We start from the raw sequence: 15,440 nt of genomic DNA, 5'->3' as shown, positions 1-15,440 counted from the left end.
CGTGCGTGCCGTGGGAATCGTCGCCACCGGCTCCTACCTGCCCAAGGAAGAGGTGGGCAACGAGGAGCTGGCCGCGGCTGCGGGTGTCACACCGGAGTGGATCGTGGCCAGGACGCGCATCTCGTCACGGCGTTTCGCGGCGGCCGGCGAGAGCACCGCCGACCTGGCCGTGCGCGCCGCGCAGCGGGCCCTGGAGCGGATCGACCCGGCGGAGCTGGGCTACGTCATCGTCTCCACCTCCACGGCCGACACGCCGCAGCCGCCGGTCTCGGTCACCGTGCAGCACGCGGTCGGCGCGACCGGCGCGGCCTGCTTCGACGTCAACGCCGTGTGCAGCGGCTTCGTCTACGGCCTGGCGCTGGCCAGGGACCTGGTGGCCGAGAGCGGGCGGCCGGTGCTGGTGGTGGCCGCGGACGTGTACTCGCGCATCCTGGACTTCTCCGACCGGCGCACGGCCGTGCTGTTCGGCGACGGGGCGGGCGCCGCGGTGGTGGGTCCGGCCCCTGGGCCGCCGATCCTCGAACCGGCGCCTGGATCGGCGCCTTCCGGCTTTCTCGGCTTCGAGCTGGCCTCCGACGGGTCCAGGCAGGGGCTGATCAGGGTGGAGGACGGCTTCTTCCGGATGGAGGGCCGTCAGGTCAAGGAATTCGTCCTGGAACGGGTGCCGCCGGCGCTGGCGGCACTGGCCGCCCGGCACGGGCACAGTCTCTCCGACGTGGACGTGTTCATCCCGCACCAGGCCAACGGCGTCCTGGTGACGGAGCTGGCCGAGCGTGCGGGGCTGGGAGGCGCGCTCATGCCCCGCACGGTCGACCGGTACGGGAACGTGGGCAGCGCCTCGGTCGCGGTGACGCTGGACGAGGCGAACAGGGCCGGCATGTTGCGGCACGGGGATCTGGTGCTGCTGGCCGGGTTCGGCGGCGGGATGGCGATCGGGGCGGGCCTGCTGCGGTGGGCGGCGCAGGAGGAGGAACGATGAACCAGCCGGAGAAGATCGGCGTGGTCGGCTGCGGGCTCATGGGAGCCGGCATCGCCGACGTGTGCGCCCGCGCGGGCCTCGACGTCCGCGTGGCCGTCCAGTCCCCCGCCGCCGGCGCGCGCGGGCTGGAGCGGGTGACCCGCTCGCTCGGCCAGGGCGTGCGCAAGGGAGCCATCACCACGGAGCAGCGGGACGCGGCGCTGGCGCGCGTCTCGTTCACCACGGACCTGCACCAGCTGGCCGACCGGGAGTTCGTGGTCGAGGCGGTCCCCGAGGACGAGGCGCTGAAGCTGCACGTGTTCGGCGAACTCGACAAGATCATCGAGGATCCGCAGGCTGTTCTGGCCTCCAACACCTCCTCCATCCCGATCATCCGCCTGGCCAGGGCCACCAGCAGGCCCGAGCGGGTGATCGGGGTGCACTTCTTCAGCCCGGTCCCGCTGCTGCCGCTGGTCGAGCTGGTCGCCTCGCTGCTGACGGCCGAGCGGACCCGCGAGCGGGCCGCCGCGTTCGTCTCCGGGGTGCTCGGCAAGGAGGTCATCGAGTCGCAGGACCGGGCCGGCTTCCTGATCAACACGCTGCTGATCCCGTACCTGCTGTCGGCCATGCGGATGGTCGAATCGGGCTTCGCCGACGCCGAGATGGTCGACAAGGGCATGACGCTGGGCTGCGGCCATCCGGTGGGGCCGCTGCGGCTGGCCGACCTGATCGGGCTCGACACCGTCACCTCCATCGCCTCGGCCCTGTACCAGGAGCTCAAGCAGCCGCAGCTCGCGCCGCCGCCGATCCTGCTGCGCATGGTCGAGGGCGGCCTGCTCGGCAGGAAGACGGGCCGCGGGTTCCACGCCTACCCCTGAACGAGGAGAGATTCTTGCCGTACGCCTTCGATCCGGAGCTGGTCCCCTACGCCGAGCTGATCCCGTCCGTGCCGCTGAGCGAGGTGATCCGGCGGGACGGCCCGCCGCCCGACCCGGCCCTGCTGGCCGAGATCGAGCGGCGGCTGCCGTCGTACACGCCGCGGCGCGAGGTGACGGTCGAGGACCGGCGCGTGCCCGGCGAGGTGCCTGGTGGGGTGCCGGTGCGGGTCTTCCGGCCTCGGGCGGAGGGGCCGCTGCCCGCGATCATCTACCTGCACGGCGGCGGCTTCGTGTCGGGAGAGCTCGACTACTTCAGCGTACGCTGCCTGCGGCTGGCCGACCTGGTGCCGGCGGTCGTGGTGGCCGTGGACTACCGGCTGGCGCCCGAGCATCCGTACCCGGCGGCGCTCGACGACACGTACGCCACCCTGGAGTGGCTGGCGGGCGCGGCCGGGGAGCTGGGCGTGGACCCGGACCGGATCGCGGCCGCCGGTGACAGCGCGGGCGGCAACCTGGCCACCGCGCTGGCGCTGCTCACCCGCGACCGTGGCGGGCCGCCGCTGCGGTTCCAGTTCCTGGACGTGCCGGTGACCGACGACCGGCTGGCCACGCCCTCGATGCGGGCCTTCACCGACACGCCGATGTGGAACCGGCCCGACGCCGTGCTGAGCTGGCGCTACTACCTGGGTCGTGACGGGATCGCGCCGCCGCACGCGGCGCCCATCAGGGCCGCGGACCTGAGCGGGCTGCCGCCGGCGTTCGTGGCGGTGTGCGAGTTCGACCCGCTGCGTGACGAGGGCATCGCGTACGCCCAGCGGCTCGTGCAGGACGGCGTGCCGACCGAGCTGCACCTCTATCCCGGCGCGTTCCACGGGGCCGCGATCATCGCGGACGTGGCGCTGACCCGGCGGATGAACGCCGACATGGTCGCCGCCCTCCGCCGTGCCCTGCACGGTACGGACAACTGACCGGACGGCCGACCGGGCAGGCGGCGGACCGGCCATCTGATCGGACATCAGACCGGGCGGCCGGACGGCCGGCCCGGCGGACGGTCAGGGAGACGGGACGGTCGCGGCGGCGTGCTCGCGGATCAGGGAGACGATCCGCGGCAGGTGCTCGGTCAGGTAGAAGTGGCCGCCGGGGAAGGTGTGCATCCGGAACGCCCCGGTGGTGTGCGCGCGCCAGGCCGCCACCTCCGCGACCGGCGCCCTGGGGTCGTCCTCGCCCGTCAGCGCGATCACCGGGCAGCCCAGCGCCGGCCCGTCGGTGTGCCGGTAGGTCTCGATGGCCCGGTAGTCGGCCCTGATCGCGGGCAGCGCCGCGCGCATGAACTCCTCGTCCTGCAGCAGCACGGAGGCGGTGCCGCCGAGCGCGCGCACCTCGGCGAGCAGGTCGGCGTCGGGCTTGCGGTGCAGCCCGCGGTCGCGCACGAACGAGGGCGCCGGCCGCCCGGACACGAACAGCCCGGCCGGCGTGACCCCGGACCGCTCCAGGCGCCGCGCCAGCTCGTACGCCACCACGGCGCCCATGCTGTGCCCGAACAGGATCAGCGGCCGGCGGGTCCACGAGCGCACCTCGGCGGCGATCCGGTCGGCCATGTCGGTCACACTGTCCACGCACGGTTCGAGGCGCCGGTCCTGCCGCCCCGGATACTGCACGGACAGCACCTCGGCCCACTCGCCGGCCAGGCGCGCGACGGGCATGAAAGAGCCGGCCGAGCCGCCCGCGTGCGGCAGGCAGAGCAGCACGGCTCCGTCTCCGGGCCGCCGCGCGAAGTGCCGGATCCAGTCGCCAGGTGTCGTGTTGTCGTCCATGAGGCCAATAACATCCTTACTTCGATAGAGCGATAATTTAATATTCGAGGACGCGGACGGGGATCGCAAACCCCTAGTTCGTGCGGTTCCGATAGGGGGCCGCAGCGCGTCTGGTAAAACTCACGAGCCGGCCTCGTACGGCGTGATGAAATGATGAATTACGGCCATCGCGTGATGAATAACTAAGGCATTGCTTAGTTACCGCGAATAGGTACAGAATGTTGAGGGTCTAGACGGATTTGCGACTGTAACTGTGTGCGGGACAGGGTGGATCAGCGCTGCACCTGAGCCACGCACAGGCAACCGGGGAGCCTGATGTTACTGATCGACCGTACCAGCGAATTGTCCCTGCTGAATAGCCAGCTGCACCTGACGGCGCAGGCCGGCGGCCGGGTCGTCGCCATCACTGGGCCGACTGCCGCGGGAAAAACTGAGCTCGTTTACGCCTTCGGCCAGGATGCGGTCAAAGCGGGGGCCACGTGGCTGAGCGCGACCTGTTCACGTACCGATCGTAATTTATCACTGGGGGTGATCAGCCAGCTATTCCACAGCGCCGCGCTGCCGATTGAGCTGGCCTCGCAGGCGGCCGAGCTGATCGAGAGCATGACGTTCGACCGGGCGTGCGAGGAGCCGCCCGCCACCGACGACCGGGCCTGGCTGCACATGACGCAGCGGCTGTGGTCGGCGGTGCTGGAGCTCTCGGACGGCGCGCCGCTGCTGATCACCGTGGACGACGTGGAGCACGCCGATCCGCCGTCGTGGCACCTGCTGCTCCACTTCGTCCAGCGGCTGAAGAGCAGCAACGTGTTCCTGGTGGTGACCACGACCGAGGACACCCAAGGGATGGAGCCGATGGTGGAGGTCGCGCTCACCCGGCACCCGCACTACCAGCGCGTACGGGTCGGCATGCTGCCACCCGACGGGGTACGGCGGATGTGGGAGCAGCTGGCGGGCGGACCGGCCGCGCATGTGCTGGGCCCGCCGAGTCACGCGGTCACCGGCGGCAATCCGCTTCTGGTCAAAGCATTGATCGAGGACTACGTGACCGCCGGCCAGAACGCGGGCGAACTGGTCGTGGGCTACGCGTTCGCCCGCTCCGTCCGCGCGGTGCTGCACCGGGGCGACCCGACCGTCCTCCAGACGGCCAGGGGGCTGGCGCTGCTGGGAGAGGCGGCCGCCCACCTGCTGCCCGAGCTGCTCGGGCTCAGCCCGGTCGCGGTGCGGCAGGCCATGTGCGCGCTGGGCGGGATCGGGCTGCTGGAGTCGGGGGACTTCCGGCACACCGCCGTACGCACGGCCGTACTCGACGGAATGAGCGAGGAGGAGCGCACCGCGATGCACGCGGGCGCCGCGCGGCTGCTGCACGCCGAGGGCGCCGTGCCGTCCGCCGTGGCCAGACATCTGCTGGAGTCCGGCTGGGCCGGCGAGCCGTGGGCGCTGGCCGAGCTGCGGGTGGCCGCCGACCAGGCGCTGCCCGGCGACCAACCGGAGTTCGCGGTACGGTGCCTGAAGCTCGCGATCGAGGTGTGCGCCGACCAGGATGAGCGCACCAGGCTCGTGGCCGCGCTCGCGCGGGCGGAGTGGCGGTTCAACCCCGCCGTGGTCAGGCAGCATCTCGGCCCGCTGGCCGAGGCGGCGCGGGAGGGCCGGCTGTCCTTCGACGACACCACGACCTTGCTGCGCTACCAGCTCTGGCACGGCGCGCTGGAGGCCGCCGGCGACACGTTGCGCGGGCTGCCCGAGCCGGACGACGACGAGGCGGCGCAGCGGCTCACGGCCACCGTGGACTGGCTGGCCACCACCTTTCCCGAAGTCCGGGCCGGGTTTTCGCGCGGGGCCCCGGGCGGCGTTCCTGGCGGTCCTCGTGTCGAGACTCGTGTCGAGACCCGTGCCGAGACCCGTGGTGAGAGCCATGCCGGGCCCCGCACCGGGCGCTGGAGCGCGGCTGGCGGTGAGGGGCCCAGCGAGAGGCCCGGCGAACGGCGGGGTGAGGGGCGGAGTGACGGGCTGCTCGGTGGAGGCGGGCGGCACGGCGCGCGCCGGCCGGGCTCGTGGGGCGTCTGGCCCGCGCAGGGTCCCAGCCTGCTGGCCGCCGTACTGCGTGACGGGCCGGAGGAGGCCACCCTGGACGGCGCCGTACGGACGCTGCAGTCGGTCACGCTCGACGACGCGAACCTCGACACGATGGAGACGGCGCTGTCGGCGCTGATCTACTCCGACCAGGCCGACCGCGCCGAGCCCTGGTGCGACCGCCTGTACGAGGAGGCGGTGCACCGCCGCTCCCCCACCTGGAGCACGCTGCTGGCCGCCGTCAGGTCCGCCATCGCGATCCGCCAGGGTGACCTGATCGCCGCCGAGAAGTACGCCCGCGCCTCGCTGGCCCCGCTGCCGCCACGCGGCCTCGGCGTCTTCGTCGGCCTGTCGCTGGCGGCGCAGATCAGGGCCTCCACGGAGATGGGCCGTTTCGACGAGGCGGAGCAGTACCTGCGCCGCCCGCTGCCGGAGGGGCTGCTGCAGACCCGGTTCGGGCTGCACTATCTCCAGGCCAGGGCGCACCACTACCTGGCCACCGGGCAGGCCCAGGCCGCCCTGCGCGACTTCACGACGTGCGGGACCCTGATGCGGTCGTGGGGGCTGGACACGCCGGGGCTGGTGCCGTGGCGGCACGGCGTGGCGACGGCGCTGCTGCGGCTGGGCCAGCGCGGCAAGGCCCGTGCGGTGCTCGGGCACTCGTACGCGCTGCCGGGTGAGGAGTCGCCGCGCATCAGGGGCATGTCGCGCCGGGTGCAGGCCGCGGCCGGCGACCTGCCGCAGCGGCCCGCGCTGTTGCGGGAGGCGGTGGACCTGCTCCAGACCGGCGGGGACAGGCTGGAGCTGACGTACGCGCTGGTGGACCTGACCCACGCGCTGAACGAGCTGGGCGAGTCGAACAAGGCGCGGCTGGTGGGCCGGCAGGCGGGCAAGATCGCCGACGAGGTCCAGGCGGAGCCGCTGCGCAAGGCGGTCGGCCCGGTGGAGGAGCCGGCCGGGAACGGGGAGGAGGAGTCGATGAGCCTGCTGAGCGACGCCGAGCAACGGGTGGCGTCACTGGCGGCCCTGGGGTACACGAACAGGGAGATCTCCAAGAAGATCTACATCACCGTCAGCACGGTCGAGCAGCATCTCACCCGCATCTACCGGAAATTGGACGTGAAGGGCCGCAGAGACCTGCCCGACCAGTTCCGCCGCCTGCAGATGCGATAACGACCCCCGCCACGCGCCGGGACGTGCTCCCGCACCCGGCAGCACCCGCCCGCCACTCGCCGGAACTCCCCTCATCCGGCGGGAACCGCGTGCCGCCCGGCCCGGATTTCCGCTCTGAAGTGTGTGGAATTGTCCCCCGCGCATTTCCGCGCGGCGACGAGCGGAAATCCGGCCGGGTTCCAGGTCGCGAGTTCCGGGGCGCGGGTTTCGTGTCGCGCGTTCCAGGTCGCGGGTCATGGGTGCACGCGCCCGCTGTCCTCGCCGGACACCACGCCGGCCTCCAGCCGCCGCAGGGTCACCGCGGTCAGCAGCGCGGCCAGGCCGAGCATGCCCGCGGCCACCACCGCCGAGAGCTGCATGCCCTCGGTGAAGGCGGCGCGGGCGGAGCCGAGCACGGCGTCGGCCAGGTGGCCGGGCAGGTCCACGGCCACCCCGGCGGCACCGCCGAGCGTCTCCCCCGCGACCCGTGCCACCTCGGGCGCCAGCCCTTCGGGTGCGACGAACGCCGAACGGTAGACCGCCAGCCCCATGCTGCCCAGCACCGCCACCCCCAGGGCACCGCCCAGCTCGGTGGCCGCCTCCAGCACGGCCGAGGCGGAGCCGGCCCGCTCGGGCGGGGCCACGGCCACCACCAGGTCGGAGGCGAGCGCCTGGACGACGCCGATGCCGCCGCCGAGCAGTGCCAGCCCGGTGATGAGGAGCGCGTCGCCGCTGCCGGGACCGACCTGGGAGAGCGCGACGAAGCCGGCGCAGGCGACGAGCATGCCCGCGGCGATGGTCGGCCCTGGACGGAACTTGGACACCAGTGCCGCCCCCACCAGCGCGCCGACGAGCGCCATGCCGGCGGCGGGCAGGGTGAGCAGGCCGGCCACGAAGGGCCGCAGCCCGAGCACCATCTGCAGGTATTGGGAGACGAAGTAGAACACGCCGACCAGGGCGAAGATCGCCAGGGTGTCGGTCAGCAGGGAGATACCGAAGCCGCGGTCGCGGAAGAGGCTCAGGTCCAGCATCGGGCTGGCCAGCCGGCGCTGGCGCCGGACGAACGCGAGCCCGAAGAGCAGGCCGAGGGCCATGGCGCCGGTGACCTCCAGCACCGCGCCGCCTCCGGCCAGTTGCTTGATCGCGTACACGACGGGGAGCACGGCCGCCAGCGACATCACCGCGCTCCACAGGTCGAACCGGCCGGGCCGTGGGTCGCGATATTCCGGCAGCAGGAGTGGGCCGAGCGCGAGGAGCAGCAGCATGATCGGCACGTTCATCAGGAACACGACGCCCCACCACGCCTGTTCGAGCAGCCAGCCGCCGACGATCGGGCCGAGCACGCTCCCGCCCGCGAAGCTCGCCGCCCAGAGCGCGACGGCGGTGCGCCGCTGGGCCGGGTCGTGGAACATGTTGCGGATCAGCGCCAGCGTGGGCGGCATGAGCGTGGCGGCGGCGGCTCCTTGCAGGGCGCGGGCGACGATGAGCAGCTCGGCGCTGGGCGCGTAGGCGGCCGCGGCCGAGGTCAGCCCGAACGCCGCCGCGCCCCACAGAAGAAGCTTCCTGCGGCCGATCCGGTCGCCGAGGGACCCCATGGCGATGAGCAGGCCGGCCAGCAGGAAGGCGTAGATGTCCACGATCCACAGCAGCTCCGTGCCGGTCGGCCGCAGGTCGAGGCTGAGGAAGGGCACGGCGAAGTAGAGGACGGTCACGGTGATGGAGACGAGGAGCACGGGCAGGACCAGGACGGCCAGCCCGAGCCATTCCCTGCGCCCGGCCTTGGGTGGGGCTCCGTTCACGTTGGCGCTCCTATGTACGGCGTACATCACTAGCGGTATACAGCGTACCCGCTCCTGGCGACCACTCGGCCGGTACAGCTATGAGTGGACCTTGACACCACGGTAGATTGCGATTCTGTAGTCGTACAGAGGCACCGCGTCACATAATTACGTCACGGAGCCGGAACGCTTTCGTCACACACCTCCTGTGTTAGAATTCGTGACCGGAGGACGCCATGCTGACCTGCGCGCAATGTAGTAAGCCCATCGACGCCCCACCCCGCGGGCGGCGGCCCCGATATTGCTCCCGCTCGTGTCAGGCTCGCGCTTACCGGGCGCGGGCGGCCGTCAGGAAGGGCTCTCCCCCTCGGCCCGCCGCCAACGGGGAGATGCCGCCGCGCACCCCGCCCGCCCGGCCGCCCGAGGGCATGAGCGTGCAGCAGATCGTGCAGGCCGCCATCGAGATCGCCGACCGCGAGGGCCTCGACGCCGTCTCCATGCGCCGGATCGCGACGCAGCTCGGGCTCGCCACGATGTCGCTCTACCGGTTCGTCTCCGGCAAGGACGCGCTGATCGACCTGATGGTGGACGCCGTGCACGCGGTGCACGGAGACAACGGCGGCGCCGCGCCCGTGGAGGCGGGCTGGCGCACCCGTCTGGAGTTCGCCGCCCGCCGCGAGTGGGGGATCTACTCCCGGCATCCGTGGGTCCTGCGGATCGTGGCCACACCGCAGCCGCCGGTCGGGCCCAACGTGCTGGCCGACGTCGAGCGGCTGATGCGGGCCATGGACGGGCTCGGGCTCGACGCGGTGACCATGCACTGGGTGGCCATCGCGGTCGGCGCCCAGGTGCAGGGCGCCGCGCTGCTGCTGGTCAACGAGCTGGAGACGAAACGGCGCACCGGCCGTACGACCCAGCAGTGGCGCAGCGACAAGTCGCCCGCCATCAGGGAACTGCTCGACTCGGGCCAGTTCCCGATGCTGACGCGGCTGTTCGAGGAGCAGGAGGACGTCGCCGACATCAACGCCTGGTTCGAGTTCAGTCTGGGGCGGCTCCTCGACGGCCTGGAGGTCTTCGTGGACGGCCGGGCCGATGCGACCGGCCGGGCCGGCGTGGCCGGGCAGGCCGGACGAGCCGGCGTGGCCGGGCGGGCGGGCGCCGACGCCACCGTCTGAACGGGGCTCAGCCGGGGCGGTGTCCGAGCTCCTCCGCCACCGCGCAGACGTACTTGCCGTAGTCGGAGGGGGCCAGCTTCTCCCCCAGCCGGTGGCACGCGGCCGGGTCGATGAAGCCCATCCGCAGGGCGACCTCCTCCACGCAGGCGATCCGCACCCCCTGCCGCTTCTCCAGTGTCTGCACGTACTGGCTGGCCTGCAGCATCGACTCGGGTGTTCCTGCGTCCATCCACGCGAATCCCCGCCCCAGGTCCACCAGCCGTGCCTTGCCTCGTTCCATGTAGACGCGGTTGACGTCGGTGATCTCCAGTTCGCCCCTGGCCGAGGGGCTGAGGTTCTTGGCGATGTCGACGACGTCCTTGTCGTACAGGTAGAGGCCCACGACGGCGCGGTCGGAGCGAGGGCGGGCGGGCTTCTCCTCCAGGGAGACGAGCCGGCCCTGCGCGTCGGTCTCGGCGACGCCGTACCGGTGCGGGTCGGAGACGGGGTAGCCGAACAGCACGCAGCCGTCCACGTTCTGGACGTTGCGCTGGAGCAGGTCGTAGAAGGCGTTGCCGTGAAAGACGTTGTCGCCCAGCACCAGGGCGACGGAGTCGTCCCCGACGTGGTCGGCGCCGATGATGAACGCGTCGGCCAGCCCGACCGGCTCGTCCTGCCGGGCGTAGCCGATGTCGAGGCCGAGGTGCCCGCCGTCGCCCAGCAGGCGCTGCAGGTTGGGCAGATCGGCCGGCGTGGAGATCACCAGGATCTCCCTGATGCCCGCCAGCATCAGCACCGACAGCGGATAGTAAATCAGCGGCTTGTCATTGATCGGCAGCAGTTGTTTGGATATGCCGAGCGTCACCGGATACAGGCGCGTGCCGTGCCCACCGGCCAGAACAATGCCTTTCACCGGAAAATCCTTTCGCGTGTGAACACATTGTCGGCAAGCCTGACCCCGTCCATGTCCGGCGGCAACCCCGCCTCCCCCCTATCCTCGCGGCCCATTCTCGGGCCGCCCCCTATTTCATTCGCCGCGTCTTCCGCCACGGCCGCGCGCCCCGGAAAATCGAGCGAAAGGAGGCAGCCATGAGAGTGCTCGTGACCGGTGGCGCCGGGTTCATCGGCTCCCACTACGCCCGCACGCTGCTGACCGCCGGCGGAGCGGAGCAGGTGACGGTGCTCGACTCGCTCACCTACGCCGGCAACCTGGCCAACCTCGACGAGGTGAGCGACCATCCGCGCTTCGCCTTCGTCAAGGGCGACATCTGTGACCCCGGCCTGGTGGACGACCTCGCCGCCGAGCACGACCAGATCGTGCACTTCGCCGCCGAATCGCACGTCGACCGGTCGATCGCCGCCGCGGGCGAATTCGTCCGCACCAATGTCACCGGAACGTTCACCCTTCTGGACGCCGCCGTGCGGCAGGGCATCCGCACGTTTGTGCATATCTCCACGGACGAGGTGTACGGCTCCATCGCCGAAGGGTCATGGCGGGAGTCGGAGCCGCTGCGGCCGAATTCGCCTTACTCGGCCACCAAGGCCGCCGCCGATCTGCTGGCGCTGTCCTTCCACCGTACGCACGGGCTGGACGTGCGGATCACCCGCTGTTCCAACAACTACGGGCACCATCATTACCCGGAGAAATTGATCCCGCTTTTCATCACGAATCTGCTGGACGGGATTCCGGTGCCGCTGTATGGGACGGGCGGGAACGTACGCGACTGGCTGCACATCGACGACCACGTGGCGGGCATCGAACTGGTGCGGCTCGGCGGGCGGCCGGGCGAGGTCTACCACATCGGCGGCGGCCGGGAACTGACCAACGCGGAGCTGACCGGGCTGCTGCTGGAGGCGTGCGGGCACGACTGGGACATGGTCACGTACGTGGAGGACCGCAAGGGGCACGATCTGCGGTACTCCCTGGACCACGGCAAGATCACCGCCGAGCTGGGTTACCGGCCGGCCAAGGACTTCACCACGGGTCTGGCGGAGACGGTGGCCTGGTACCGCGACAACCGCGCCTGGTGGGAACCCCTGGCGGCCCGCCACCGCTGACCTCCCAGCCGCCCGCGTGGGCGTCGGACTCCTGATCGCGTCCCGGACGCCGAGCCCTGACCCCCGAGATCCTCGCCGCCGGAGCCGGGCGGGTGGCGTGAGGTTCCCGATGCCGGGCGGGGTGACATCGTAGGGGCGCGGCAGGCAGACTACTGTCATGCGGACCCCTGCCGTGGCGGTGTTGTCGGCTCTGACCCTGGCGGCGCTCGCCGCGTGCGCTCCGGCCGCCGCGCCGCCACCGGCGTCCTCCTCCCCCTCGGCGTCACCTCCCGGGCTGCTCAGGCAGACGGAGGACCAGATCGCCCGCACGTCGGCGAGCCTGCGGCGGCTGGACGACATGCCGCTGTACGAGATGACCTACCACGGCTCCTACAACGCCGAGGCGCCGCTCACGGACGAGGAGCTGGCCAGGCGCGGCGACGGCTGGGCGTGCTCGCTGTTCCACCGCCCGGGCGAGTTCGGCAGGAACTTCGACTGGGATCCCAACCCGGCCATGGTCATCCACTCCGACCCGCCCGACGGCTACGCCTCGCTCTCCGTGGCCGACGTCTCCTACCTGTTCCCGCCGGGGGCCAAGCCCGACCTGAACACCGCCCAGGACCGGCGGCGGCTGGCGCACGCGGTGCTGACCCCGTTCGACGGCATGAACGAGAAGGGGCTGGCCGTCGGCCTGGCCCAGGCGCCCGACGCGGAGCTGCCCGCGCGCACGCCGGGCCGCGCCGTGGTGAGCGGCGTGCGGATCATCCGGCTGATGCTCGACCGGGCCGCGACCGTGCCCGAGGCGATCGAGCTGATGCGCCGCTACGACCTCGACTTCACCGGCGGCCCGCAGCTCCACTATCTGATCGCCGACCGTGAGGGCAGGTCCGCGGTCGTCGAGTACGCCGACGGGCGCATGAACGTCATCGACGACCGCTACCTCACCAACATCACGATGACCGGCGCCGACCGGGACACCAAGCTGACCGACCGCCGTTACCGGCTGCTCGCCGAGGGCGCGGGCACGGACGCGATGAAGCTGCTCGAACGGGTCGCCCAGTACCACACCCGGTGGTCGATCGTGTACGACCAGGAGAGCCTGACCGCCGAGATCGTGACGGCGCAGCGGTGGAAGCGCGTGCGCGACTTACGCCTTTCCACGGGCGGCTGATCCGGCTCCACGGGCGAGTGATCCGGCGCGGCCGTCCGGGCCGATCAACGGGTACGCCGCATTACCCGTACCATGATCCGCCACTCGTTCATTTCCCTTCCGCGCATCACCCCGGAACGGTCATCGGGAAATGAATTAATGAATTCTTTTCCGGGTGAATAAGCGGACAATGCCATGGCGGGCGCCCGAGCAGGCCCGCACACACCCCCAACCTCGCACGTCGAGCCGGAGTTTCGGGGCGACCTGAGCGCGGGTTAGGGAGACTCGACAATCGGACCGTCCGATATGTGAAGAGTTTCACCGTAGCTTGACAGGCGATCCGACAAAGTTGTGCAGAGCCTAGTGGATGGCCGTGCGCGGCGGGCCGGCCGGGGACGGATCTAACTCCACTGCTCCGAGCCTGTTTCGAGCTGCTGTCAAGGAACGACAGCAGGCGACGCCGCACTTCGGCAGCGACTGCCCTACCCCTCGGGCGATTGCCGACGATCGTACAAACCTGGACAAACCCCGCTAAACGACGGGTCGAACCACTATGGGCCGGTTTCGGATGCCCGAATTCCGGTTACGGACACACTGCGGGTCGCCCATCTATCATCGGGTGTCCGGCGCTGCAAGAGGTCGTCAGGGTTCAATTTCCTTGACCTCCGTCAGGCACCCAGAACCGCTTATCGCGCCGTTGACTCCTTCCGGCAACATCGATATAAGAGTTAATGTCGTGCAACGGCGTGAGATCACACGCTATGTCAGGACTGTAGGCAATCTCCCTATTTCGATGTTGTTTCGAGGCATTGTCCAGGAGCGCCGTAACATGGCGGTTGACGACCTCTGTATTCAGCGACGAATCATCCCTTCGACCTCCTCATCCGGCCCGCGCGTGTCGCGGACGGTCGCTCCCCTCAGGGGAGGTGCTGGGCGATTAGCGGCCAGCTAGCCGCGGCGGCGCAGGATCCGCACCCCATGGATCCCGGCACCGTACGCACCCTGTTCTGTCTGCCGTACGCGGGAGGAGGAGCCGGCGCCTACACCGGGCTCCTGCGCGCGCTCTCCGCGGTCCCCGGACTTCCCGGACTCACCGTGGTCCCCGTTCAGCTTCCCGGCCGGGAGAACCGCATCGCCGAGCCGCCCGCTTTCACGATCGCCGAGGTCGCCGACGAGGTGGCGCCCGCCACGCACGAGCCGTACGCCCTGTACGGCCACAGCATGGGCGCCCGGCTGGCCTTCGAGGTGGTCAGGGAGCTGCGCCGGCGCGGCCTGCGCGGCCCGTCGCGGCTCTACGTCGGCGGGGCGCATCCGCCGGATCGCCGGGTGCCGCTGGCCGCCGCCGTGGACCTGCCCGACGACGCCTTCATCGACCAGCTCATCCGCAGGTCGGGCGCGCTGCCGGAGCTCAAGCACCTGCCGGAGCTGCGGGAGCTGATGATGCCCGTGCTGCGCTCGGACTTCACCTGGATCAAGAACTACTCGTTCGTCCCCGAGCCCGCGATCGACTGCCCCGTCGTGGCCTTCACCGGGCTGGACGACGGAGAGGTCGGCGCGACCGACATGCTCGGCTGGGCCCGCCACACCACCGCCGGCTTCCGCCTGCGCACCCTGCGCGGCGGCCACCTGTTCGTCAAGGACCGCCCGGCCGAACTGGCCTCACTCATCGCCGCCGATCTGACGACCGAGCCCGCCGGACCCGCGTCGAACGTGCACGCTCTGCCCGAGCCGGACGAGATCCACCTCTGGCTGGGGCAGGCCGCCGGGCATGCCGAGGTCCTGCGCCGTTACGCCGGCCGGGCCGCGACCGGTCTGAGCCACGCCGACGGCCTGACCTTGGTGGGCGCCGTGGACGGGGCCGGGATCGGGGTGTCGCTGCTGCGCACGCTTGACGGCGGCGGCCCGGACAACGTTCCGGACCAGGCGTGCGCGGGCCAGGCGAACCCCTACCAAGTGAGCGCGGGCCAAACGAGCCCAAATCAGGCGAACGCAAGCCAGGCGAACGCAAGCCAGATGACCGCAGGCCAGATGAGCCCGTACCAGGTGAGCGCGGACAAGGTGAGCGGGGACAAGGTGAGCGGGGACAAGGTGAGCGGGGATGAGCTGAGCGAGGACGAGCGCGAGCAGATCGAGGACGCCGCCGAGGAGGACCGGGGGTGGCTGGCGCTGCGCGCCGTCACGGCGAAGCGGGCGCTGATGGCCGCCGACGGCCGCGGAGCCGATCCCACCCGCGTCGGCTTCCCCGACCTGGCCGATCCCGGTCCCTGGCGGGCCCAGTCTGATCCGGGGTGCGATCCGGGGCTGGACCGGCTGGCCCGGTGGCAGGTCGTGCACCTGCCGCTGCACACCTCACGGGGAGAGGCGCTGGGAGCGGTCGCCGTATCGCACGACAGGGTGCGGCTGAGATTCGACATGCCGGCAGCGGAGCAGGCAGGGTAACGGGGGGACA

11 protein-coding genes are annotated in these 15,440 nt (G+C 71.2%); 8 read left to right on the top strand and 3 right to left on the bottom strand.

What is annotated here, in order from left to right; all coding sequences use genetic code 11:
• The first annotated feature begins 1 nt into the window (after nucleotide 1).
• From AB0C27_RS14365 to AB0C27_RS14355, 3 genes are read left to right on the top strand one after another with little or no spacing between them, the layout of a single operon-like run.
• Nucleotides 2-979, top strand: a complete 978-nt coding sequence (locus AB0C27_RS14365) for a beta-ketoacyl-ACP synthase 3 (protein WP_357843017.1) — start codon at nucleotides 2-4, stop codon at nucleotides 977-979.
• Nucleotides 976-1,836: a 3-hydroxybutyryl-CoA dehydrogenase gene (locus AB0C27_RS14360; protein ID WP_357843014.1), complete on the top strand. Its 861-nt coding sequence runs from the start codon at nucleotides 976-978 to the stop codon at nucleotides 1,834-1,836. The genes AB0C27_RS14365 and AB0C27_RS14360 overlap by 4 nt, the downstream gene beginning before the upstream one ends.
• Nucleotides 1,837-1,850: 14 nt before the next feature.
• The gene (locus AB0C27_RS14355; protein WP_357843011.1) at nucleotides 1,851-2,804 is read left to right on the top strand and encodes an alpha/beta hydrolase; all 954 of its coding nucleotides are present in this window, start codon (nucleotides 1,851-1,853) and stop codon (nucleotides 2,802-2,804) included.
• Between the two features lie 84 nt (nucleotides 2,805-2,888).
• Here AB0C27_RS14355 and AB0C27_RS14350 read toward each other — a convergent pair whose 3' ends face one another.
• On the bottom strand, nucleotides 2,889-3,650 hold the full coding sequence (locus AB0C27_RS14350) for an alpha/beta fold hydrolase (protein WP_357843008.1): 762 nt from the start codon (nucleotides 3,648-3,650) through the stop codon (nucleotides 2,889-2,891).
• 315 nt (nucleotides 3,651-3,965) lie between these two features.
• Between AB0C27_RS14350 and AB0C27_RS14345 the strand changes: the two genes are divergently transcribed.
• Nucleotides 3,966-6,893: an AAA family ATPase gene (locus AB0C27_RS14345; protein WP_357843005.1), complete on the top strand. Its 2,928-nt coding sequence runs from the start codon at nucleotides 3,966-3,968 to the stop codon at nucleotides 6,891-6,893.
• A 233-nt stretch (nucleotides 6,894-7,126) separates the two neighbouring features.
• Here AB0C27_RS14345 and AB0C27_RS14340 read toward each other — a convergent pair whose 3' ends face one another.
• Entirely contained in the window at nucleotides 7,127-8,671 is a 1,545-nt protein-coding gene (locus AB0C27_RS14340) for an MFS transporter (RefSeq protein ID WP_357843002.1), read from the bottom strand.
• A gap of 368 nt (nucleotides 8,672-9,039) precedes the next feature.
• Here AB0C27_RS14340 and AB0C27_RS14335 point away from each other — a divergent pair, with 368 nt between their 5' ends.
• Nucleotides 9,040-9,825 (top strand): TetR/AcrR family transcriptional regulator, encoded by a 786-nt coding sequence (locus AB0C27_RS14335; RefSeq protein WP_357842999.1) that lies wholly within the window; start codon nucleotides 9,040-9,042, stop codon nucleotides 9,823-9,825.
• A 7-nt stretch (nucleotides 9,826-9,832) separates the two neighbouring features.
• Here AB0C27_RS14335 and rfbA read toward each other — a convergent pair whose 3' ends face one another.
• Nucleotides 9,833-10,717 carry a glucose-1-phosphate thymidylyltransferase RfbA gene (gene rfbA, locus AB0C27_RS14330; protein WP_346111865.1) on the bottom strand — a complete coding sequence of 295 codons (885 nt, stop codon included), beginning with the start codon at nucleotides 10,715-10,717 and terminating at the stop codon, nucleotides 9,833-9,835.
• Between the two features lie 176 nt (nucleotides 10,718-10,893).
• On the opposite strand from rfbA, the gene rfbB reads away from it, so the two are divergent.
• From rfbB to AB0C27_RS14315, 3 genes are all read left to right on the top strand, one after another.
• Nucleotides 10,894-11,862: a dTDP-glucose 4,6-dehydratase gene (gene rfbB / locus AB0C27_RS14325; protein ID WP_357842996.1), complete on the top strand. Its 969-nt coding sequence runs from the start codon at nucleotides 10,894-10,896 to the stop codon at nucleotides 11,860-11,862.
• A gap of 157 nt (nucleotides 11,863-12,019) precedes the next feature.
• A complete protein-coding gene (locus tag AB0C27_RS14320; RefSeq protein WP_357842993.1) occupies nucleotides 12,020-13,012 on the top strand; it encodes a linear amide C-N hydrolase in 993 nt (330 codons plus the stop codon).
• A 957-nt stretch (nucleotides 13,013-13,969) separates the two neighbouring features.
• Nucleotides 13,970-15,430 carry a thioesterase domain-containing protein gene (locus tag AB0C27_RS14315; RefSeq protein ID WP_357842990.1) on the top strand — a complete coding sequence of 487 codons (1,461 nt, stop codon included), beginning with the start codon at nucleotides 13,970-13,972 and terminating at the stop codon, nucleotides 15,428-15,430.
• Nucleotides 15,431-15,440 lie beyond the last annotated feature (10 nt).

Source organism: Nonomuraea sp. NPDC048882 (assembly GCF_040649755.1).
Taxonomy (GTDB): Bacteria; Actinomycetota; Actinomycetes; order Streptosporangiales; family Streptosporangiaceae; genus Nonomuraea; species Nonomuraea maheshkhaliensis.
The sequence above is the reverse complement of the archived record's forward strand: the minus strand, read 5'-3'. Positions and strand labels throughout refer to the sequence as shown.

Coding starts and splice junctions, on each gene's coding strand:
- AB0C27_RS14315 (WP_357842990.1), top strand. CDS start 13,970: ATGGATCCCGGCACCGTACGCACCCTGTTCTGTCTGCCGTACGCGGGA.
- AB0C27_RS14345 (WP_357843005.1), top strand. CDS start 3,966: ATGTTACTGATCGACCGTACCAGCGAATTGTCCCTGCTGAATAGCCAG.
- AB0C27_RS14360 (WP_357843014.1), top strand. CDS start 976: ATGAACCAGCCGGAGAAGATCGGCGTGGTCGGCTGCGGGCTCATGGGA.
- AB0C27_RS14320 (WP_357842993.1), top strand. CDS start 12,020: ATGCGGACCCCTGCCGTGGCGGTGTTGTCGGCTCTGACCCTGGCGGCG.
- AB0C27_RS14350 (WP_357843008.1), bottom strand. CDS start 3,650: ATGGACGACAACACGACACCTGGCGACTGGATCCGGCACTTCGCGCGG.
- AB0C27_RS14335 (WP_357842999.1), top strand. CDS start 9,040: ATGCCGCCGCGCACCCCGCCCGCCCGGCCGCCCGAGGGCATGAGCGTG.
- rfbB (WP_357842996.1), top strand. CDS start 10,894: ATGAGAGTGCTCGTGACCGGTGGCGCCGGGTTCATCGGCTCCCACTAC.